Annotated in this window: 18 protein-coding genes and 1 pseudogene; 18 read left to right on the top strand and 1 reads right to left on the bottom strand. The window is 67.5% G+C overall.

What is annotated here, in order from left to right:
* From D7316_RS09125 to D7316_RS09040, 18 genes and pseudogenes are all read left to right on the top strand, one after another.
* Positions 1-908 (top strand): annotated as a pseudogene (locus D7316_RS09125) (HpcH/HpaI aldolase/citrate lyase family protein).
* 28 nt (positions 909-936) lie between these two features.
* Positions 937-2601 carry an AMP-binding protein gene (locus D7316_RS09120; RefSeq protein WP_124707999.1) on the top strand — a complete coding sequence of 555 codons (1665 nt, stop codon included), beginning with the start codon at positions 937-939 and terminating at the stop codon, positions 2599-2601.
* 7 nt (positions 2602-2608) lie between these two features.
* Positions 2609-4618 carry an acetoacetate--CoA ligase gene (locus D7316_RS09115; protein ID WP_124707998.1) on the top strand — a complete coding sequence of 670 codons (2010 nt, stop codon included), beginning with the start codon at positions 2609-2611 and terminating at the stop codon, positions 4616-4618.
* 155 nt (positions 4619-4773) lie between these two features.
* Positions 4774-5766 carry a hypothetical protein gene (locus D7316_RS09110; RefSeq protein WP_124707997.1) on the top strand — a complete coding sequence of 331 codons (993 nt, stop codon included), beginning with the start codon at positions 4774-4776 and terminating at the stop codon, positions 5764-5766.
* 131 nt (positions 5767-5897) lie between these two features.
* Entirely contained in the window at positions 5898-7454 is a 1557-nt protein-coding gene (locus D7316_RS09105; protein ID WP_197718207.1) for a cell division protein PerM, read from the top strand.
* A gap of 137 nt (positions 7455-7591) precedes the next feature.
* Positions 7592-8170, top strand: a complete 579-nt coding sequence (gene purN / locus D7316_RS09100; RefSeq protein WP_124711222.1) for a phosphoribosylglycinamide formyltransferase — start codon at positions 7592-7594, stop codon at positions 8168-8170.
* Positions 8167-9774 carry a bifunctional phosphoribosylaminoimidazolecarboxamide formyltransferase/IMP cyclohydrolase gene (gene purH, locus D7316_RS09095; protein ID WP_124707996.1) on the top strand — a complete coding sequence of 536 codons (1608 nt, stop codon included), beginning with the start codon at positions 8167-8169 and terminating at the stop codon, positions 9772-9774. The genes purN and purH overlap by 4 nt, the downstream gene beginning before the upstream one ends.
* A gap of 12 nt (positions 9775-9786) precedes the next feature.
* Positions 9787-10530, top strand: a complete 744-nt coding sequence (locus tag D7316_RS09090) for a sulfite exporter TauE/SafE family protein (protein ID WP_124707995.1) — start codon at positions 9787-9789, stop codon at positions 10528-10530.
* A 111-nt stretch (positions 10531-10641) separates the two neighbouring features.
* Entirely contained in the window at positions 10642-11511 is an 870-nt protein-coding gene (locus D7316_RS09085; RefSeq protein ID WP_124707994.1) for an ABC transporter permease, read from the top strand.
* A gap of 6 nt (positions 11512-11517) precedes the next feature.
* Positions 11518-12573: a taurine ABC transporter substrate-binding protein gene (locus D7316_RS09080; protein ID WP_124707993.1), complete on the top strand. Its 1056-nt coding sequence runs from the start codon at positions 11518-11520 to the stop codon at positions 12571-12573.
* Positions 12554-13387: an ABC transporter ATP-binding protein gene (locus D7316_RS09075; protein WP_124707992.1), complete on the top strand. Its 834-nt coding sequence runs from the start codon at positions 12554-12556 to the stop codon at positions 13385-13387. Before D7316_RS09080 ends, D7316_RS09075 begins: the two co-directional genes overlap by 20 nt.
* A 372-nt stretch (positions 13388-13759) precedes the next feature.
* Positions 13760-14677, top strand: coding sequence for a TauD/TfdA dioxygenase family protein (locus D7316_RS09070; protein WP_124707991.1), 918 nt, complete (start codon positions 13760-13762; stop codon positions 14675-14677).
* Between the two features lie 399 nt (positions 14678-15076).
* Positions 15077-15454 carry an ArsR/SmtB family transcription factor gene (locus tag D7316_RS09065; protein ID WP_124707990.1) on the top strand — a complete coding sequence of 126 codons (378 nt, stop codon included), beginning with the start codon at positions 15077-15079 and terminating at the stop codon, positions 15452-15454.
* Positions 15451-15945 carry an SRPBCC family protein gene (locus D7316_RS09060; RefSeq protein ID WP_124707989.1) on the top strand — a complete coding sequence of 165 codons (495 nt, stop codon included), beginning with the start codon at positions 15451-15453 and terminating at the stop codon, positions 15943-15945. The genes D7316_RS09065 and D7316_RS09060 overlap by 4 nt, the downstream gene beginning before the upstream one ends.
* Positions 15946-15950: 5 nt before the next feature.
* Positions 15951-16535, top strand: a complete 585-nt coding sequence (locus D7316_RS09055) for a DinB family protein (protein WP_124707988.1) — start codon at positions 15951-15953, stop codon at positions 16533-16535.
* A gap of 25 nt (positions 16536-16560) precedes the next feature.
* Positions 16561-18006, top strand: a complete 1446-nt coding sequence (locus tag D7316_RS09050; protein ID WP_124707987.1) for a magnesium chelatase — start codon at positions 16561-16563, stop codon at positions 18004-18006.
* A gap of 36 nt (positions 18007-18042) precedes the next feature.
* Positions 18043-20040: a vWA domain-containing protein gene (locus D7316_RS09045; RefSeq protein WP_124707986.1), complete on the top strand. Its 1998-nt coding sequence runs from the start codon at positions 18043-18045 to the stop codon at positions 20038-20040.
* A 106-nt stretch (positions 20041-20146) separates the two neighbouring features.
* Complete coding sequence (locus D7316_RS09040) at positions 20147-20788, top strand: DUF1707 SHOCT-like domain-containing protein (RefSeq protein WP_124707985.1); 642 nt, start codon at positions 20147-20149, stop codon at positions 20786-20788.
* 48 nt (positions 20789-20836) lie between these two features.
* Here D7316_RS09040 and D7316_RS09035 read toward each other — a convergent pair whose 3' ends face one another.
* Positions 20837-21784 (bottom strand): AEC family transporter, encoded by a 948-nt coding sequence (locus tag D7316_RS09035; protein WP_124707984.1) that lies wholly within the window; start codon positions 21782-21784, stop codon positions 20837-20839.
* Between the last annotated feature and the right edge of the window lie 106 nt (positions 21785-21890).

The raw sequence follows: 21890 nt of genomic DNA, 5'->3' as shown, positions 1-21890 counted from the left end.
ATGCACCTCGAGAGCCACCAGTTGATCAACGCCTGGACACCGCCGGGACCGGCCATGCTGTTCTGTCCGGCCGATCGCCCCGAGCGCTATCAGAAGGCGCTCGACCGGGCCGACGTGGTGATCCTCGACCTCGAGGACGCGGTGTCCCCGGAGAACCGGGTGACCGCTCGTGAGGCGCTGATCGCCAACCCGCTCGACCCGGACCGGACCATCGTGCGGATCAATCCGGCCGGCACCGGTGACTACCGCCGTGACCTGGCCGCGCTCGGCGACACCAATTATCGGGTGGTGATGCAGGCCAAGGCCGAGGATGTCGATTCCATCATCGACACCGCACTGCAGACCGTGGCGCTCATCGAGACGCCGCTGGGCGCCACCCGTGCACACGAGATAGCGGCGGCGGTGAACTGCATCGGGCTGATGTGGGGAGCAGAGGACCTCGTCGCCGGTCTGGGGGCAAGTCGAGTCGGTTCGGGCCCGACGAGGAGCGGCCCGGTTCCTACCGTGACGTCGCGCGCTGGGTGCGTTCGTCCACGCGGATCGCGGCCGCCGCCCATGGCAAGTTCGCGGTGGACTCGGTCCACCTCGACATCCCTGACGTCGCCGGCCTGATCGCGGAGGTCCGCGACGCGGTCGCGTTGGGCTATACCGCGACCGCCTGCATCCACCCGTCTCAGGTGCCCTACATCCGCGACGGGTACCGACCGTCGGACGAGGAGGTCGAGTGGGCGCGCCGCGTGGTCGATGGCTCGGCCGAGCACCGGGGCGGGGTGTTCAGCATCGAGGGCCAGATGATCGATGGACCGGTCCTCCGGCAGGCGGAGGTCGTATTGGCGAGAGTTGTTGCCACTCAAAATATCCCGGTCGGCGACACCGAGCAGGAATCCGACGCGAGTACGACTCGCTAGCACGATCGAGAGAAACCGGAGCACGAGCATGACCGAATCGGCCTACGCGCGGGGTGGGGACTCCCCGGATCTGCTGACCGAGACCATCGGTGCGACCCTGGCGCGGACGGTGGCATCCTTCGGCGACAACGTCGCCCTCATCGACGCCGCCGCGAAGCGGGAGTGGACCTACGCCGAGTTCCACCGCGACGTGCGGGCTCTGGCCGCCGGTCTGGTGCGGCTCGGGGTGTCGCCGGGGGATCGGGTCGGTCTGTGGTCGCCCAACCGGTTCGAGTGGGTCCTCACGCAGTACGCCACCGCGGAGATCGGTGCGATCCTGGTCAATCTGAATCCGGCGTACCGCCAGAACGAGATCGAATACGCGCTGGCGCAGTCCGGGACGAGCGTCGTGGTCGCTGCCGAACGCTTCAAGGACTCCGCGTACGCATCGATGCTCGCCGACGCCCGGCCGAACTGTCCGGAGGTCCGGGAAGTCGTTCTGTTCGATTCCGCGGAATGGGCCGCGCTTCTCACCGAGCCGACCGCGGAGGAGGCGGCGCGCGTTGCCGAGATCGCCTCCGCGTTGTCGCCCGATGACGCGATCAACATCCAGTACACGTCGGGGACCACCGGTTTCCCGAAGGGTGCCACGCTGTCCCACCGCAACATCGGCAACAACGGGTACCTGGTGGGGGAGCTCCTCGACTACACCGACGCCGACCGGATCTGCCTGCCCGTGCCCTTCTACCACTGCTTCGGGATGGTGATGGGTAATCTCGCGGCCACCAGTCACGGTGCCGCGATGGTGATCCCCGGGCCGGCGTTCGATCCGGAGGCGACGCTGGCCGCAGTGTCCGAATACCGGTGCACCAGCCTGTACGGCGTGCCCACCATGTTCATCGCGGAGCTCGATCTGCTCGATCAGACCGGCGCCGGGAGCGGAGCGAGCGGGCCGGATGAGTCCGGCGCCGGGAGCTTTGATCTCTCGGGTCTGCGGACCGGGATCATGGCCGGCTCACCGTGTCCGGAACACGTGATGCGACAGGTCGTCGACCGGATGCACATGGGTCAGGTCTCCATCTGTTACGGCATGACCGAGACGTCGCCGGTGTCGACGCAGACCCGGGTCGACGATCCGCTCGAGCTCCGGGTCGGAACCGTCGGTCGCGTCGGCCCCCACCTGGAGATCAAGGTGATCGACCCGGTGACCGGAGATACGTTGCAGCGCGGCGAGACCGGCGAGTTCTGCACGAAGGGTTACTCGGTCATGAAGGGGTACTGGAACGATCCGGAGAAGACCGCCGAGGCGCTGGACGGCGACGGGTGGATGCACACCGGGGACCTCGCGGTGATGGACGACGCCGGCTACGTGCGGATCACCGGGCGCATCAAGGACATGGTGATCCGTGGCGGCGAGAACGTGTACCCGCGGGAGATCGAGGAGTTCCTCTACACCCATCCCGACATCCTCGACGCCCAGGTCATCGGCGTGCCGGACGAGAAGTACGGCGAGGAACTGATGGCTTGGGTCCGGCTGCGTGAGGGTGCGGCCGACTTCACCCAGGACGACCTGCGCACCTTCGCCTCCGGCAAGATCGCGCGGCACAAGATCCCGCGGTATGTCCACGTGGTCAAGGAATTCCCGATGACGGTCACCGGGAAGGTACGCAAGGTCCAGATGCGGGCCGAGGCCGTCGACATTCTCGGTCTGTAGCAACGACATGCAGGGGCACAGTGTGAGCGACTCGGGCCAGATCTCCTCCGACACAACACAGATCGACGCGTTCACCGACCTCGCGCGAGTTCGGTCGGGCCGTGAGCTGAGTGACTACGCCGCGCTCTGGCAGTGGTCCGTCGACGAGCCCGCCGGCTTCTGGCGCGCGGTCTGGGATTTCTACGACCTCGGGGTGATCGCCCGCGCGGCCGAGGGAGGGTTGCCCTCCGGGGACGTGGACGTCCTGGCGACGCGGGACATGCCCGGCGCGCAGTGGTTTCCGGGAGTGCGACTGAACTATGTGTCCGCGGTACTCCGCCACTGCGACCGTCCCGGCGCGGCCATCGTCGGGATCGACGAGGACGGCCGGCGCTCCGCGATCGACTGGGCGCAACTGCCCGGACTGGTGACCGGCTTCGCGCAGACGCTGACCGACCTCGGCGTGGGTGAGGGGGACGTGGTCGCGGCCTATCTCCCCGACATCCCCGAGGCGGTGATCGCCTTCCTGGGTACGGCACATGTCGGGGCGATCTGGTCGGGCTGCGGTCAGGACTACGCCCCCGAGGGTGCGGCGGGCCGCCTGTCCCAGTTGGACCCGAAGGTGCTCGTCACGGCGACCGGCTATCGGTACAACGGCAAGTCGGTTGACAAGTCCGCCGACAGCACGGCGTTGGCAGGGCTGCTGACAGACCTCGTCGCGCACATCGTCGTGGGCGAGTCCGGATCGGATGCGGCCGCAGCGCCCGGCGTGCGCCGGATCGCCTACGACGATGCGATCGGTACGCCGGCCGAGGGGCTCGACCCGGCTGCGGTGCCGTTCGATCATCCGCTCTGGGTGCTGTTCAGTTCGGGCACCACGGGCAAACCGAAGGGCATCGTCCACGGGCACGGCGGGGTGGTACTCGAGCATCTGAAGGCGGCCGGGCTGCACGGTGATCTGGGGTCGGACGACGTCTTCTTCTGGCAGACCGCACTCAGCTGGATGATGTGGAACTTTCAGGTCGCCGGGCTGCTCGTCGGCTCACGGATCCTCTGCTACAGCGGTTCGCCGCTGTATCCGGATGCCGATCGGCTGTGGCAGCTCGTCGAGGCCGAGGGCGTGACCTACTTCGGCACCAGCCCCGGTCAACTACAGGCATCCCGCAAGGCCGGGCTGGTGCCCGGACGTGACCACGACCTGTCGTCGCTGCGGACTCTCGGCAGCACCGGGTCCACGTTGGCTGCCGACCTGTTCACCTGGGTCGACGACAACGTCAAGGCCGGCCTGCCGATCTCCTCCATCAGCGGCGGTACGGATGTGGTCACCGCCTTCGCCGGGGGTTCCACCGGCGTGCCGGTGGTGGCCGGCGAGCTATCGGTTCGCTATCTCGGTGTGGCGCTGGAGAGTTGGTCTCCCGACCGGAAGCCCTTGGTCGGCGAGGTCGGTGAGATGGTGATCACCGCACCCATGCCGTCGATGCCGGTCTCCTTCTGGAACGACCCCGACGACGCGCGGTATCTGGCCGCGTACTTCGAGCACGAGTGGGACGTCCCGGCCGACGGTCCGGTCTGGCGCCACGGCGACTGGGTGACCGTGACCGACCGCGGATCGCTCGTCATCCACGGGCGCAGTGACGCGACCCTGAACCGGCATGGCATCCGCATGGGTTCGGCCGACATCTACGAGGTGGTCGAGGGCATCGACGAGATCGCCGAGGCCTTCGTCCTCGGCGTGGACGGCCCGGGCGGTGCGTACTGGATGCCGTTGTTCGTCACCCTGGTGCCGGGCGCCGCCCTCGACGACGACCTCCGCGCCCGGCTGGCATCCGAGGTGCGGACCCGTCTGTCGCCACGGCACGTCCCGGACGAGGTGATCGCGGCACCGGGCATCCCGCACACCAGGACCGGCAAGAAGCTCGAGGTGCCGGTGACCGGCATCCTCACCGGACGCTCCGAGGTCAGCATCGATCCGAAGTCTGTCGACGATTACAGCCTGATCGACTGGTACGCCGCACAGGGGCGCGCGCACACCTGGTGAGGTGCGGCGGGCCTCGCGTCCGCCGAAGTCGAGGTCGAGGCCGGATAACGCCGACCGCCGAGCACGCCACGGGTTCCGGCGCGGTCGATGTACTAGCGTGGGGCCCGACACGTGCGCTCACCGTGGGGGCGAATGACGACTGAGCAGGAGATGTGATGACCTACCAACCGGGACCCGGCCAGCAGGGATATGGGCAGTACGGCGGCCACTCACAGCCCGGCCAGCCCGACGCGGGCTACGGCCAGCAGGGTTATGGCCAGCAGGGATACGGCCAGCCGGACCAGGGCCAGCAGAGCCAGGGCCAGCAGGGATACGGCCAGCAGTACCCGCAGCAAGGTTATGGCCAGCAGTATCCGCAGGGGTACGGCCAGCAGCAGTATCCGCAGCAGGGGTACGGACAGCAGTACCCGCAGGGCTATGGACAGCAGCAGTACGGCTACACCGCGCCCAAGGCGCCGAGCGCCGGATTGCCGGCCAACATCGGTCAGCTTCTCGCCATTGCCGTGGCCGCCGTCGCCGCGGTCGATGCGATAGCCAGCTTCTGGAACTTCGGGTCCTACCTGCCCTACCTGGCGTTCATCGCGCTGCTCGCGCTGGTGACACTGCACCCGAAGGTCGAGGCGAAGACTGTCGTGCCGGTGATCGCCGCAGCCGCGGTCGCGACAGTGATCACCGACATCTATGCGGTGATCCACACCGCGTCACGTGGCTCGGAGTTCGTCAAGAACTCCGGCGTCGACTGGACCCAACTCGTCCTGACACTGATCGTCGCGGCGGTGTCGATCTTCTGGCTGTTCGTCGCTCTCGAGTTGGTCAAGGTGGCGCCGGCCACCACCGCCGGGGGCACTGCGGACGCCGCGACGCCGACGTCGACTGCGGCCGCCTACGGTGACGCGCAGACCGGCGGCTACGGAGACGCCCAGTCGAGCGGATACGGCAGTGCCGCCGGATCGGCACATCAGGCCACCTACGATCCGTCCGCCTACACCCAGGTGCAGTCCCCGTCGTCGACTCCGAGTGCGGGATACACCCCGTCCGCGGGTGCGGCCGACGCCGGACCGACGTCGGGTGGATACACCCCGGCCGCCGAATCCGGGACGGACAAGACCACTGCCTTCCACAAGCCGGACCAGCAGAGCGGGCACTGACCCGACACGGTCGCGTGGGTCGCCGGGGAAGACCCGACCACCCACGCGACTCCTGCGACGTGAGTCGCTTTCTGGGGCCTGCGCGGCGCGTCTGCCCGGTGTGACGGTTGTGTCGTGTCACGCTCGTGGTGATGCCATCGCCAACAGCTGAGAACCTCGCGTCGCGTCTCCGACAGGTGCGGCGACTCAGTCGCGCCCAGCGGTCGATGAGCGACGGTTCCGCGCGTGAACTCGTCGTCGTGGCGTTCGCGGTACCGGTGATCACCATGGTGATCCTGGCTGCCGTGGTGCTGGCGGTGCTGCTCTTCGCGGGCAGCGGCCTGGAGGGCCTGGGAACCGCGGTCGGCACCATGTGGCTCGCCATCCACCAGGTCCCGGTGACCATCAGTGGCGTGACCATCGGCGTGCTCCCGCTACTGCCGACCCTCGTCGTCGCGGTTGCCGCCGGACGCATGGCGTCCTCGGCCAGTGGGCCCGAGCGACCGACCTCCGAACTCGTCGCGGTGTTCTGTTCGGCTATCGGTGGGCCGTTGCTGATGACGGCCTTGTCGCTGGCGGTGGTGATGGACGGCGCCTCCGTGCTACCGGTGCAGAGTCCGGTCGCGTTGACGGCGTTCGGGTACACCTTCGGCATCCATGCGGCGGCCGCCGCGTGCGGTATCGCGTGGCGTCGTCGTCATGAGTTCTACGGCAGGCCGGCGATCACCCCGGCGATACGCCGCGGGGTCCGCCTCGGCGCCGTGGCGGTGGCCGCGCTGCTCACCTGCGCGGCGATCGTCGTCGTCGTGCGACTCCTGATCCGATGGCGCGTCACCGGGGAGTTGATCGCCGGTGGAAACGACTTCGACGGTTTTCTCGGGCTGACCGTCCTGTCGGTGCTGTACCTGCCGAATGTGGTGGTCGGCACCGCAGCGGTCCTGGTCGGTTCCGATGTGCACGTCGGCGGGGCATCGATCGACCTGCTCGACGTACACGGCGGGCCGGTTCCGCCGCTGCCGGTGCTCGGCGCACTGCCCGAAGCAGGCGCCGGCACCATCGGGCTCCTCGGGTTCGTCGTCCCTGCCTCGATCGCCCTGGTCGTGGCGTTGCGTTGTCGCGACGCCGATCCGCTCGCCAATGTCCGCTCGGTCGCGGTCGCCGGCGCGGTAGCCGCCTCCACGATGGTGGTGCTGTGTGCGACTGCCGGTGGAGAACTCGGCGAGTTCGGCGACACCGGCATCACGCTGCCCACCGCCGGCGTGTTCACGCTCGGGTGGATCGCGGTGGTCGGTCTCGTCGTGGCGCTGATCCACGGGGCCCTGCCCTCGACCCGCGCGGCTCGTCGTGACCTCGACATCGAGGAGTACTACGACGACGAGGACGGTTATGACGACGACTACCTCACCGACGAGTACCAGGACTGGGAGTACGAGGATTCCGACTACGAGGACTCCGAGTATGACGAGTCCGACGACGAGGACTGGGAGTACGAGTCGGACGAGGGAACGAGCGACCTCGCTGACGACGTTGCGGATGACCACGTTGCAGATGACGACGATGCGGGTGACGACGCTGCCGACTACGGCGGTGTCGAGCACTCCGGCGTGGTCTACGACGGCTACGACGATGTCGTGGACGACCGTCCGGCCGGTGATGCTCGTGTGGTCGACGACCGGGACGAGGTCGGGTCCTCAGCCGACCGCCACTGACCGCGACCTGCGCAACCGCCCCGGCGATCCGGTCTCCGGTCCCGCCCATTAGGCTTCTCCTTGTGAACGCAGTGCCCGCAGATTCTCCCGTGTCTGCGGTTCGCGTACCCTCCTCGGCTCGTGTGCCGATCGTCGTCATGGCGTCCGGCACCGGTTCGCTGCTGGAATCGCTGCTGGAGCGTGGCCGGCAGGACGCACCCTTCGAGGTCACCGCAATCGTGGTAGACCGCGCGTGCCGGGCCGCCGAGATCGCGCGCGACAACGAGATCCCGCTGGTGGACTGCCGACTGGCCGATCACCATGACCGGGCCACCTGGGACGCCGCGCTCACCGAGCAGGTCGATGCATTCGGGCCGGCGTGGGTGGTCACCGCTGGATTCATGAAAATCCTTGGGCCGAGCTTTCTCTCACGTTTCGGGGGGCGGATCGTCAACTCCCACCCGGCGTTGTTGCCGGCATTCCCGGGCGCGCACGGCGTGACCGATGCGCTCGCCCACGGGGTGAAGATCACCGGTACCACCGTGCATCTGGTGGACGACGGCGTGGACACCGGACCCATCCTCGCCCAGCAGGCGGTCGCGGTGCACCCGGATGACACCGAGGACAGCCTGCACGAACGAATCAAATCGGCGGAGCGTGTCCTGCTCGCCGACGTGGTGACGGCCCTTGTCACCAGAGGTGTAGTGATCGACGGACGAAAGGCCGACATACCGTGAACGCACAGAGCCCCTCCGACGGCGAACGACGACCGATTCGTCGCGCGCTCGTCAGCGTGTACGACAAGAGCGGCCTGGCCGACCTCGCGACGGCCCTGCACGGGGCGGGAGTGGAGATCGTCTCGACCGGTTCCACCGCGAAAACCATTGCTGACGCTGGTGTTCCGGTGGTCGAGGTGTCGACGCTCACCGGATTCCCGGAATGCCTGGACGGACGCGTCAAGACGCTTCATCCCAAGGTGCACGCCGGCATCCTCGCCGACAGCCGCAAGCAGAGCCACGTCGACCAGCTCGACGAACTCGGTATCGCGGCGTTCGACCTCGTCGTCGTCAACCTCTATCCCTTCACCGAGACCGTCGCGTCGGGTGCGACGCCGGACGAATGCGTCGAGCAGATCGACATCGGTGGACCGTCGATGGTGCGTGGTGCGGCGAAGAACCATCCGTCGGTGGCGGTGGTCGTGAACCCCGCCGACTACACCGCCGTCGGCGACGCACTGGCTGCCGGCGGATTCACGTTGGGGGAGCGCAAGGCTCTGGCGGCCAAGGCTTTCCGACACACCGCCGATTACGACGTGGCCGTCGCATCGTGGATGACGAGCGTTGTCGCGCCGACCGCTGCGTCGAGCGAGGCGACGGGGGATGTGACGGAGTCGACGATCTTCCCGGAATGGGTGGGTGCCACCTGGACCCGGTCGTCGCTGCTCCGGTACGGCGAGAACCCGCACCAGGCCGCAGCTCTCTACGTCAGTGAACGCGGTGGGGGACTGGCCGCCGCGCAGCAACTCCACGGCAAGGAGATGAGCTACAACAACTACACCGACGCCGACGCGGCCTGGCGCAGTGCACATGACTTCGACGGCCCGGCGGTCGCGATCATCAAGCACGCCAACCCCTGCGGCATCGCGGTGGGTACCGACATCGCCGACGCGCACCGCAAGGCGCACGCGTGTGATCCCGTCAGTGCCTATGGCGGCGTGATCGCGGCGAATCGGGAGATCACCGTGGCGATGGCCGAACAGGTCGCCGAGATCTTCACCGAGGTCATCATCGCGCCCGGGTTCGCCGACGGTGCGTTGTCGGTGCTGACCCGGAAGAAGAACATCCGGGTTCTGACCGCGCCGGCGCCGCAGCGCGAGGGTGTGGAGACCCGACCGATCTCGGGCGGCCTGCTCATGCAGCAGCGCGACATCCTCGATGCCGACGGCGACGTTCCCGGCGGATGGACCCTCGCGGCGGGCGCACCGGCTGATCCAGAGACGCTCGCCGACCTCGAATTCGCTTGGCGTGCCTGCCGTTCGGTGAAGTCGAACGCGATCCTCCTCGCCCACGACGGAGCTTCGGTCGGTGTCGGCATGGGGCAGGTCAACCGTGTCGACTCCGCCCACCTCGCGGTCACCCGCGCCGGCGACCGCGCTGTCGGCAGTGTCGCCGCCTCCGATGCCTTCTTCCCGTTCCCGGACGGTCTGCAGGTACTCATCACCGGCGGAGTCCGCGCGGTGGTGCAGCCGGGCGGCTCCATCCGCGACAACGAGGTCATCGAAGCGGCGTCGGAGGCCGGGGTGACGCTGTACCTCACGGGTGCTCGACATTTCGCGCACTGAGTCCGTGATGTCGTGAACGCGGCCGAGTTCGCGTTCCTGGTGCTCGCCGGGTTCGGCGCGGGATTGATCGGTTACATCACCGGGCTCGCGTCGGTGGTGAGCTACCCCGCGCTGCTCGCGGTGGGCCTGAACCCGATCGCGGCGAACGTCACCAACACGGTGTCCCTGGTGGCCGTCGGAATCGGCAGCACCGCCCAGTCCGGACGCGCCCTGCTCGACGGCGACCGGCGTCGGCTGATCTGGGGGGCCGTCGCCTCCCTGATCGGCGGGACGATCGGCGCGGTGACGTTGTTGCTCACCCCGCCAGGCGCTTTCGAGGCGGTCGTGCCCTTCCTGGTCGCGGTCGCCGCGCTCGCACTGTTGGTGCAGCCGATGCTGCGCCGATGGGCGACGAGCCACGAGGACCGCCCCTGGGTCTGGCTGATCGGCTTGGTCGTCATCTCGGTCTACGGTGGCTACTTCGGTGCGGGTGCCGGCATCATGGTCCTCGCACTGATGCTGGTGCTCACCAGCGAACCGTTGTGGCGTGCGGCGCTGTCCAAGTCGCTGTTCCTGGGGATCGCGAACACGGTGGCCGCGGTCGGTTTCATGATCTTCGGCCCGGTGGACTGGTGGGCCGCGTTGGCGATGGCGATCGGCTGCCTGGCCGGCGGCTGGTGCGGACCGCCGGTGGTCAAGCGTCTGCCCGCCGAGCCGCTGCGCATCGTCGTCGGCATCGGTGGTCTGGCCCTTGCCGTGTGGCTCGCGCTCCGCTGAGACATCCCCCGCTGCAGCGCGATTCTGAATGTTCTCGGCGCCGGACGCCGACTTATCCTCTCCGCGAGGATAAGTCTGGGCGGTCCATTCGCGCGCCGCTAAACATGTCCGGTGACCTTGTTTGTCGACATCACCCCCGAGGAAGCTCGCGGCGGCCGACCCGGCGCGCCGCGAGCCCCGGGCGAATCCCGTCTGCGCTCGCTGGCGACCCGCGTGGGACTACCGCTCCTGTCGGTGGTCGTGTTCCTCGTCGTCTGGCAGCTGATCGCGATCAGCGGGATCTGGAGTGAGACCTTCGTACCCCGGCTGGGCACCGTGTGGCAGGCGTTCGTCGACATGTCCACAACACATGGCGGCGTGCGCGGATATGCGGGCTATTACTGGTGGGAACACCTCTACATGACCCTGCGCCGGGTGTTCGCGGGCGTGGTGATCGGGGTGGTCCTCGGCGTCGCTCTCGGACTGGCGATGGGCACGATCGGCTGGCTGCGACGTCTGCTCGAGCCGTGGCTCACCTTTCTCCGGGCGCTGCCCCCGTTGGCCTACTTCTTCCTGCTGGTGATCTGGCTCGGCATCGACGAGGCGCCGAAGATCACCCTCCTCGCTCTGGCCGCGCTGCCGCCCGCGGCGGTCGCGACGACGACAGCGGTCAGCGCGGCGCCGATCGGCCTGGTGGAGGCGGCCCGCGCACTCGGCGCGAACAGCCGTGAGGTGATCCGTGACGTCGTGGTGCCGTCGGCACTTCCCGAGACATTCACCGGCATAAGGCTTTCCGTCGGCATCGCCTACTCCTCGGTCGTAGCGGCCGAACTCTTCAACGGCATTCCCGGAATAGGTGGCGTCGTCAAGGACGCCAGCAACTACAACAACACACCTGTCGTCCTGGTCGGCATCATCGCCATCGGCCTCTCCGGCCTGATCATCGACGGCATCCTTCGAACAGTCGAGCACCGAGTGGTGCCCTGGCGCGGAAAGGTCTGAACCGCAATGACAAATAATCGTACGAGGACACGATCGCTGAGCGCGCTCCTCGGTGCCCTGGCTGCTGTGGTGCTGGTTCTCGCCGGCTGCTCGGTGGACAATTCCGGCTCCGACAGCAGCAAGCCGACGATTCGCCTCGCCTACCAATCCTTCCCGAGCGGTGACCTGATCGTGAAGAACAACCGGTGGCTCGAGGACGCGTTACCGGACTACAACATCAAGTGGACCAAGTTCGACTCCGGCGCCGACATCAACACCGCGTTCGTCGCGAAAGAGGTCGACTTCGCGGCGATCGGCTCCAGCCCGGTTGCGCGAGGTCTGTCTGCTCCGCTGAACATCCCATATCAGGTGGCCTTCGTGCTCGACGTCGCCGGTGACAACGAAGCGCTCGTCGCGCGCAACGGAACCGGGATCAACACGGTCGCCGACCTCAAGGGCAAGCGCGTGGCGACGGCCTTCGCCTCGACCGCGCACTACAGCCTGCTCGCCGCGCTGAATCAGGCCGGGGTCGATCCCAAGGACGTCGACCTGATCGATCTGCAGCCGCAGGCCTCGCTCGCCGCGTGGCAGCGCGGCGACGTCGACGCCGTCTACACCTGGCTTCCGACCCTCGACGAACTGCGCAAGACCGGCAAGACGATCATCGCGAGCCGCGAACTCGCCACCGCGGGCAAGCCGACGCTGGACCTCGGCGTGGTGTCGTCGTCGTTCGCCACCGAACACCCGGAGGTCGTCGACAAATGGCGCGCAGCCCAGGCCCGTGCGCTGACCCAGATCAAGGACGATCCCGCCGCGGCGGCCGACGCGGTCGCCGCACAGCTCGGCACCACGCCGGATGATGCCGCCAATCAGCTGAAGCAGGGCACGTATCTCACGGTCGCGGAACTGACCTCGCCCACCTGGCTGGGGACCGAGGGAAATCCGGGGAACGTGGCCGAGAATCTGCACAGTGCAGCGGTGTTCCTCGCCGAGCAACAGCAGATCCCGTCGGCGCCTCCGCTGGAGACCTTCCAGAAGGCCATCTACACAAAGGGTTTGCCGGGTGTCGTCACACAGCAATAGTCCTGTCGCCGAACTCGCCGGTCGGGTCGACGCGGTCGGCGGCGGTCGGGGTGCGATATCCCTGCGCAACGTCTCCCAGTCCTATGGGTCCGGTGACGCTGCCGTGACCGCGGTCGGACCGGTGGACCTCGACATCCCGCCGGGAGAATTCCTCGTCTTGGTCGGAGCCTCTGGTTGCGGCAAGTCGACCCTGCTGCGGCTGATCGCCGGGTTCGAACCGGCCACCCAGGGCGACGTCGAGGTCTCCGGGGGACAGCCCGTCCCGGGCATCACCTCGGGAGTGGTCTTCCAGCAGCCGCGGCTGTTCCCGTGGAAGACGGTGGGCGGCAACATCGATCTGGCGCTCAAATATGCGCGGGTGCCAAAGGGGGAGCGCGCGCGGCGCCGCGATGAACTGCTGACCCGGGTAGGTCTCGACGACACCGCGGACCGCCGTATCTGGGAGATCTCGGGAGGACAGCAACAACGCGTCGCCATCGCCCGGGCGCTGGCCGGCCAGACCTCCCTGCTGCTGCTCGATGAGCCGTTCGCCGCGCTCGATGCGCTCACACGTGAGCGGCTGCAGGAGGATCTGCGTACGGTCAGTTCGGATCTCGGCCGCACCAACGTCTTCGTGACCCACAGCGCCGATGAAGCCGCGTTCCTCGGCAGTCGCATCGTCGTGCTGACCAGCCGGCCCGGCCGCGTCGCGCTCGACATCCCCTCGACTCTTCCGCGCGTCGGAGTGGGTGCCGACGACCTCCGCGGATCGCCCGAGTACGCCGCACTGCGTGCGGAGATCGGCGCGGCGGTGAAGGAGGCAGCAGCTGCGTGACGGGTCCCGTGCCGACTCGGAGTGATCCACGCCACCAGGGCGGCACGCGGCTTTTCCTCAGCGTGGGATTAATCCTGTCCGAAAGGGTCGGGGGCGGCTAAACAGTACGGGTGACCTTCTTCGCATCGCCCGTCCGGCGCCATGGCAACTCGCCGAGCTCGGCCCGGCCGGTGTGTGGGGAAGCGACCGGGAGCGGGCACGGCCCGAATCCGGTGATGGCGGCTTACTCGATGAACCGGGCTCACTCGATGAACTGGGCTCACTCGATGAACTGGGCTCACTCGATGAACTGGTCGGAGGGATCTCACCACGGTTCGCCACCCGCGGCGCGTGGACCCCGCCCTGTTCGACACCATCCGAGAAGGACCCGTCATGACAATCTCGACCCATTCCGTCTCCACCCCTGAACGTGCACCCGCCGCCGCGGGTGGCGGCATCGTCTCCTCCGGTGTCGAACTCGACGTCGACGAGTTCGGTCCGAACTTCGGTGCCGAGATCCGCGGCATCGACGTCGCGGCGGCATCGGATGACGAGGTGCGTGCCGTCCGGCAGGCATTGATCGACTACAAGGTGATCGTGCTGCGCGACCAGCAGATCGACGACGCCGGTCACATCGACTTCGGGCGCCGGCTGGGTGACCTCACCTTCGGCCACCCGGTATGGAACAGTGGCGATGTGCCCGGCGAGGTGTACTCGCTCGACAGCGCAGACGACGGGTTCGCCGACGTGTGGCACACCGACGTCACGTTCATGCCACGCCCTCCGATGGGATCGATCCTGCGGCCGGTCGTGTTGCCGCGCAACGGCGGCGACACCAATTGGGCCGACGCCGAACTTGCCTATCGCTCACTCTCCGAGCCGGTTCGCCGGATGATCGACGGCCTGACCGCGGTGCACGACGGGAACCGGGCCTTCGGCTACTACCTGAAACAACGTCGAGGCGGTCGCGGAAACACCTGGGATGGTGAGGAAGTCACCGAACTGGTGCCGGTCAGTCATCCCGTCGTGCGCATTCATCCGGAGACCGGACGAAAGTCGCTCTTCGTCAACCCCGGCTTCACCTCCCACATCGAGGGCGTCTCGGAGGCCGAGAGCCGCGGTATCCTCGATCTCCTGTACGCGCACCTGACCAAGCCGGAGCACATCGTCCGACATCGTTGGCGTCTGGGCGATCTGGTGTTGTGGGACAACCGGAACACACTGCATTACGCGAACCGGGATTACGGCGACACCCGCCGCGTGATGCACCGCATCACGCTGCGCGGAGACGAGCCCATCGGGCCGGCCTGACCCTCGCTGCTTGGTGTTTGTGTGCTTTCGCTGATCGAGTAGCAGCCGGTTTCCCGCTGATCGAGTAGGGCCGAGGCGCCGGCTAGGTTTCCCACTGATCGAGTAGCGGCCGAGGCGCCAGCCGAGGGCGTGTATCGAGATCACTCATCGTGGTCTCGATACGGGCTCCGCTGGCGCTCCGCCCTACTCGACCAGCGGTCAAGCGGACAGGGTCGCGCTCGGCCTCACTCGACCAGCGGTCAAGCAGACAGGGTCGCGCTCGGCCTTACTGGCCAGCGGTCACCAGCGGTCAAGCGATCACGGTCGGCACCGTCATGAGGGCGCGTATTCAACCAAAGGGTTGACAATGACCGTGGTCCCGCGCACACTCTTATTCAACCGAACGGTTGAGGAGGAAAGGTGACCGACGAGCTCTCGAAGGTGTTCGCCGCTCTCGCGGACCCCACCCGGCGCGACATGGTTGCCCGGCTGGCGGTCTCTGACGCGACGGTGGGCCAGCTCGCCGAGCCGTATGAGGTCAGTCTCCAGGCGGTGTCAAAGCACCTCAAGGTGCTCGAGGATGCCGGACTGGTCACCCGAACCCGGGAGGCGCAGACCCGCCCGGTCCATCTGGAAGCGGAGGTGTTCGACCTCATGACCAAATGGATCGAGCGGTACCGCAGGCAGGCAGAGGAGCGTTACCAGCGCCTCGACGTCTTGCTCGCGGAGATGAACGACGGCCCCGCGGTCCGACGCCGCGAGGACGACAAACCGCGAAGGAAAGGAAAGGCGTCATGAGTGCAGTGCAGACCCGCTATCCCGAGGCCGCGATCGAGGCCGACAAGGACGTGCCCATCATTCGCATCACCCGCGACTTCCGGGGTACCCCGGCGCAGCTGATGAAGGCGCACACCGACCCGGAACTGTTCATCCGATGGGTGGGGCCGAACGCGATCACCAGCCGGATCATCGACTGGGACGTCCGCGACGGTGGTAGTTGGCGGTACGTCTCCGAGCACGACGTTCAGGAGTTCGGTTTCCGTGGATGCTTCCACACGGTCTCCGACGACAAGGTCGTGCAGACCTTCACCTTCGAGGGCATGCCGGACCAGGTGGCGCTCGAGACCCTCTGGTTCGAGGACCTCGGCGACGGCACGACCCGACTCCATGCCCAATCGTTGTGCGACAGCTTCGAAGCGCGTGACGGGTGGCTCGCGTCCGGTATGGAGGTCGGCGTCAACGAGGGCTACGACGCCCTCGAGAAGCTGCTCGCCTCGGGCGGGTTCTGACCGCGATGAGTGAGTCGATCACGACGCTCTCGCCGGCCGAGCGTCACCGTGTGGTGGCTGCGGGTTTCGCCGAACAGGTTGCTGCCGTGTCAGATTGGGATGCCGCTGCGCCGGTCGACGGGTGGGTGGCACGCGATGTCGTCGCCCACCTCGTCGAATGGTTCCCCGGCTTCCTGGCCGGCGGCGGCGTGACGCTGCCGGCGGGGCCGACGGTCGCCGACGACCCGGTCGCAGCATGGGCCGCGCACTCGATGGCCGTGCAGGCGCTGCTCGACGGCCCGGACGCCGACGACACCTTCACCCACCCGATGGCCGGCGAACATCGGCTGGCCGATGCGATCGATCGGTTCTACACCGCCGACGTGTTCATGCACACCTGGGATCTCGCGGCGTCGGGCGGTGTCACCCCCGACCTCGATCCGGAGTTCGCCGAGCAACTACGTGCCGGGATGGTCGGGATCGAGGAGATGTTGCGGGCATCGGGACAGTACGGACGGCCCGTCGCGGTGGCGGCGGACGCGGACCCGCTGAGTCGGCTGATGGGCTTCATCGGCCGCGATCCGGAATGGCGCCCCGACGATCACGGGTGACCGCCGCCACGAAGTGCGGAGTACCGTGGACAGGGTGCCAGAGGAGAACTTCACCACACACAACTCCCAGACCACCGAAACCCGCCACCCGTCCGCCCGGACCCTGGGTGAGCTGCGCGCGAGCGGCCACATCCAGCGGACCGTGCGCGACGAGATCCGCAACAACCTGTTGAGCGCGCTGCGAGAGGGTCGTGACCCGTGGCCGGGCATCGTCGGATTCGAGGCGACGGTGATCCCGCAACTCGAGCGGGCGCTGATCGCCGGACACGATGTCGTGATGCTGGGTGAGCGGGGCCAGGGCAAGACGCGCATCCTGCGCACACTGGTTCTGCTGCTCGACGAGTGGACACCGGTGATCGCGGGTTCCGAGCTGGGGGAGCACCCCTACGAGCCGATCACCCCGGGCTCGATCCGCAAGGCCGCGAATCTCCTCGACGACCTGCCGATCGAGTGGCGGCACCGCAGTCAGCGTTACAGTGAGAAGCTCGCCACCCCGGACACCTCGGTGGCCGACCTGGTCGGTGACATCGACCCGATGAAGGTGGCCGAGGGGCGAAGTTTGGGCGATCCGGAGACCATCCACTTCGGGCTGATCCCGCGGTCGCATCGCGGCATCGTCGCCATCAACGAGCTACCCGACCTCGCCGAGCGTATCCAGGTGTCGATGCTGAACGTGATGGAAGAGCGCGACATCCAGGTCCGCGGGTACACCCTGCGCCTGCCCCTCGACGTTCTCGTGATGGGCAGCGCCAACCCGGAGGACTACACCAACCGCGGCCGCATCATCACGCCGCTGAAGGACCGGTTCGGCGCCGAGATCCGCACGCACTATCCGCTCGAACTCGACGACGAGGTCGCAGTCATCGAGCAGGAGGCGGATCTGATGGCGACGGTGCCGACCTTCATCACCGAGATCCTGGCGCGCTTCACCCGGTATGCGCGTGACCATCCGTCCATCGATCAACGGTCCGGGGTCTCCGCGCGGTTCTCCATCGCCGGAGCGGAGACGGTCGCCGCCGCCGCGCTGCACCGCGCGACGGTGACCGGTGAGGACGTGCCGGTGGCCCGGGTCGTCGATCTCGAATCCGTGATCGAGGTGCTGCGCGGCAAGATCGAGTTCGAGTCGGGCGAAGAGGGCCGCGAGCTCGAGATCCTCGAACATCTGATGCGCAAGTCGGTGGCCGACACGGTGCGGGCGCACCTCGGTGGTATCGACATGGCCGCACTGGTGGACGCCTTGGAGAGCGGCGAACCCGTGGTCACCGGTGACCGCGTCACCGCAGTCGATCTCCTCGGCTCGATTCCCGATCCCGACAGTACGTCCGAGGTCCTCGATCAGATCGCCGAGCGGCTCGACGCGGAACTCGACGGCGAGCGGGCCAGCGCGGTGGAACTCGCGCTGGAAGGACTGTTCCTGGCGCGACGGATCGGCAAGGAAGCCGACGAGAGCGGCCAGACCATCTACGGCTGAGGCCGATCGCTCCCCACCAGACTGGACCCGATCATTATGGTGCACAAGAGTTTTCACCGTTCCCGGTACCAGCGCTACGCTGGCGGACCCGATCCGCTCGCGCCACCGGTCGACCTGCGGGAGGCGCTGCGGGACATCGGCGACGATGTGATGGCCGGCGCATCGCCGCAGCGGGCGTTGCGTGAGTTCCTGCGTCGCGGCACCCAGGACATGCGTGGACTGGACAAACTCCGGGAGCAGATCAACCGCCGGCGGCAGGAGATGCTGAAGAAGCGCAACCTCGACGGGACCTTCGCCGAGATCCGTGAGCTGCTCGACCGGGCGGTTCTCGAGGAGCGCAAGCAGCTCGCCCGCGACCTCGACGATGATGCGCGCTTCGCCGAGATGCAGATCGGCAGCCTGCCCCCCTCGACCGCACAGGCCGTCGAGGAACTCTCCGAGTACAACTGGCGCAGTCCGCAGGCGCGCGAGGACTACGACAAGATCAAGGACCTGCTGGGCCGGGAACTGCTCGACCAACGTTTCGCGGGTATGAAGGAAGCCCTCGAGGGCGCGAATGAGCAGGACCGCCAGCAGGTCTCGGAGATGTTGTCCGACCTCAACGAGCTGCTGGACGCGCACAATCGGGGCGAGGACACCTCCGAGCAGTTCGACGAGTTCATGGACAAGCACGGCGACTACTTCCCGGAGAATCCGCGCAACACCGAGGAACTCATCGATTCGCTGGCACAACGGGCCGCCGCCGCACAGCAGTTCTACAACTCGCTGACCCCGGAGCAGCGTGCCGAACTCGACCAACTGGCACAGCAGGCCTTCGGCTCGCCGGAGTTGATGAGTCAGCTCGCGCAGATGGATTCCGCGCTGCGGCAGGCCCGTCCCGGGCTGGACTGGGATCACGCACAGTCGTTCTCGGGCGACCAGCCGATGGGTTTGGGTGAGGGCGCTGCGGCCCTGCGGGACATCTCCGAGCTCGAGGCACTCTCCGAGCAGCTGTCCCAGCAGTACGCGGGCGCCCAGATGGACGACATCGATCTCGATGCGCTGGCCCGGCAACTGGGCGACGAGGCCGCGGTGGACGCACGCCGGCTCGCCGAACTCGAGCGCGCGTTGTCGGAGGAGGGGTTCTTCGACCGCACCTCCGACGGCCAGTTGCGGTTGAGTCCCAAGGCGATGCGCCAGCTGGGGCAGTCGATCTTCCGCGACATCGCCGAGCAACTCTCCGGGCGCGGTGATCGACAGACCAGACGCAGCGGTCTGCTGGGTGAACCGACAGGGGCGTCCCGGGAATGGGAGTTCGGCGACACCGACCCGTGGGACGTGACGCGGACCGTGTCGAATGCGGTGTTGCGCACCATCTCGGAAAGCGAGGAGCCGTCGCTGGCCTCCGGCGCGATGGCACGTGACGGCGTCCGGATCGACGTCCGTGACGTCGAGGTCGCAGAGACCGAGGCGCGTACGCAGGCGGCCGTCGTGCTGCTCGTCGACACGTCCTTCTCGATGGAGATGGAGGGCCGATGGACGCCGATGAAGCGCACCGCGATCGCGTTGAACCACCTGATCTCCACACGATTCCGCAGTGACGAGCTGCATCTCATCGCTTTCGGTCGGTACGCCCGATCGATCGACATCGCCGAATTGACCGGGCTGCAGCCCCGCATGGAGCAGGGCACCAACCTGCATCACGCGCTGTTGCTGGCCCAACGTCATCTGCGCCGGTTCCCGAACGCACAGCCGGTCGTGCTGGTGGTGACCGACGGAGAACCGACCGCCCACCTCGATCCGAGCGGCGAGCCGTTCTTCTTCTATCCACCGCATCCGCAGACCATCGCGCTCACGGTCCGCGAACTCGATCATGTGGCGCGGTTCGGTGCCCAGGTCACGTTCTTCCGGCTCGGCGAGGACCCCGGACTCGCGCACTTCATGGATCAGATCGCCCGCCGGATCGGTGGTCGCGTGGTGGCGCCGGACGTCGATGGACTCGGTGCGGCAGTCGTCGGCGATTATCTGCGCTCGCGCAAGGGGCGTCGACGCTGACCGGTGTCTCAGGGTGCCGCGTCAGGGTTTTCGGGGTGCGGCGGAGCCTGTTGGGGAGTGAATTCAGGGTGGTCTGGCGGGTGTGCCGCCACTAGGCTCGGACACTGTGACGACTCCCGGCGATCTCCCCGTGCCCGACGACCACCGAGCCCGATTGCGCGCGGCCGACACCGATCGTGAGCTCGTGCACCAGATCTTGTCGGCGGCGATGGCCCGCGGCAGCCTGTCGCCTGCCGAGTTCGAGGAGCGTGCCGGAAAAGCGGTCGTGGCGAAGACGTTCGGTGAGCTCGATGAGTTGACCGACGACCTGCCGGTCGGCCAGCTCGGGGTGCCGATGCCGTTCGTCGGCGAGACCACGGTCAGTCGGGTGACCCCGGGGTCCGGGCGACCTCCCGTTCAGCATCGCCTGGCGTTGATGTCGGGGGCCGAGGTGCGTGGCGATGTCGTCGTCGCGGACAGCCTGTCCGCGACGGCGATCATGGGTGGCGTCGAGATCGACCTGCGGCAGGCCGAGTTCACCGCCCCCGTGCTCACCATCCGGTGCACCGCGGTGATGGGCGGAATCGACATCACTGTTCCGCCCGACGTCACGGTGGAGATCGGTGGCTGGGCCGTCATGGGCGGATTCGGCGGGCGTGCATCGGGAGTCGGCATCGCGGGCGCACCGACCGTTCGCGTCGTCGGGTTCGCACTGATGGGCGGCGTGGACGTCAAGCGCAAGGACCGCAAGCCGACCCCGTCGGGCTGAACAGGGTCGAACTGAGCCGTCGAACGGAACCCCGCTTGGTCGGATACGTCAGGTCAGCAGCACTGCGATGATCGCGATCGCCGGTATCGAGCCGAGCGTGGTGATCAGCGCGGTGTCGCGGGCCATGATCTGAGCCCGCCGATAGCGAGTGGCATAGACCATCACGTTCTGTGCGGTCGGCAGTGCGGCGATCACGACCTGAGCGAAGAGGTCGTGGCCCGTCTCGCCGAACCCGAACCGCGCCACCACGTACACCAGGGCCGGCATGGCGACGATCTTCAGCGCGCTCGCGAGCGCTATGTCGCGGCGTGGGCTCTCGCCCTTCTTGAAGATCGCGGCCCCGGTCAGCGAGAGCCCGAATGCCAGCAGCGCGCATGGCACCGACGCGTTGCCGAGCATCTTCATCGGTTCCAGCACTGCCGTCGGTGGGAGCCGGCCGACGGCGGACACGATCAGTCCCGTCACACCACCGAGGACGATCGGATTCGTCAGCGGCGCGATGACGGCGTCACGCAGCGTCGTCTTTCGTGAAGCGTGTCCCAGCGCCGGGTCGGTCACCGTCAGATCGAGGGTGATCAGGGCCATCGGCGAGTAGATCAGAATCTGGAACAGCAGCAGCGGCGCGATGAACGACGCATCGTCGAGCACGAAGATCGCGATCGGCAGCCCGAGATTGACGCTGTTCACATACGACGACGACAGCCCGCCGATCGCGAGTTCGGGGATCGCCCGGCGTAGCCAGAGACGTGCGACGACGACGTAGGCGAGCCCGATGGTCAGGGCGCTCCCGCCGGCGATGACCAGGGTCTTCGAGAAGATGACGGAGAGATCTGAGGTGACCAGCGAATGGAACAGCAGTGCGGGTGTGCAGACGAAGAACACGAGACGCGACAGCACCTCGTGAGCACTCTCGCCGAGTACGCGGGTGCGCCCGAGGAGATAGCCGATCCCCACCATGATGAAGATGACGGTGAAGCCCGAGACCACTCCTGACACCAGTTCAGCGTATTCACTACGCTGGAGCGGGTATTCAGTGGAGTCGGTCCGGTGTAGCCGGTTCGGTGAAATCGAGTCCAGCGGCGCCGGGACCGTCGACGCCGGG

Origin of the sequence: Gordonia insulae, from assembly GCF_003855095.1 — a bacterium.
GTDB lineage: Bacteria > Actinomycetota > Actinomycetes > Mycobacteriales > Mycobacteriaceae > Gordonia > Gordonia insulae.
This window is presented reverse-complemented; position numbering and strand designations above follow the sequence as displayed.

What these genes read in the sequence shown, in the direction of transcription:
- D7316_RS09120 (WP_124707999.1), top strand. Translation starts at nt 937, where the DNA reads ATGACCGAATCGGCCTACGCGCGGGGTGGGGACTCCCCGGATCTGCTG.
- D7316_RS09115 (WP_124707998.1), top strand. Translation starts at nt 2,609, where the DNA reads ATGCAGGGGCACAGTGTGAGCGACTCGGGCCAGATCTCCTCCGACACA.
- D7316_RS09110 (WP_124707997.1), top strand. Translation starts at nt 4,774, where the DNA reads ATGACCTACCAACCGGGACCCGGCCAGCAGGGATATGGGCAGTACGGC.
- D7316_RS09105 (WP_197718207.1), top strand. Translation starts at nt 5,898, where the DNA reads ATGCCATCGCCAACAGCTGAGAACCTCGCGTCGCGTCTCCGACAGGTG.
- purN (WP_124711222.1), top strand. Translation starts at nt 7,592, where the DNA reads ATGGCGTCCGGCACCGGTTCGCTGCTGGAATCGCTGCTGGAGCGTGGC.
- D7316_RS09080 (WP_124707993.1), top strand. Translation starts at nt 11,518, where the DNA reads ATGACAAATAATCGTACGAGGACACGATCGCTGAGCGCGCTCCTCGGT.
- D7316_RS09070 (WP_124707991.1), top strand. Translation starts at nt 13,760, where the DNA reads ATGACAATCTCGACCCATTCCGTCTCCACCCCTGAACGTGCACCCGCC.
- D7316_RS09060 (WP_124707989.1), top strand. Translation starts at nt 15,451, where the DNA reads ATGAGTGCAGTGCAGACCCGCTATCCCGAGGCCGCGATCGAGGCCGAC.
- D7316_RS09055 (WP_124707988.1), top strand. Translation starts at nt 15,951, where the DNA reads ATGAGTGAGTCGATCACGACGCTCTCGCCGGCCGAGCGTCACCGTGTG.
- D7316_RS09045 (WP_124707986.1), top strand. Translation starts at nt 18,043, where the DNA reads ATGGTGCACAAGAGTTTTCACCGTTCCCGGTACCAGCGCTACGCTGGC.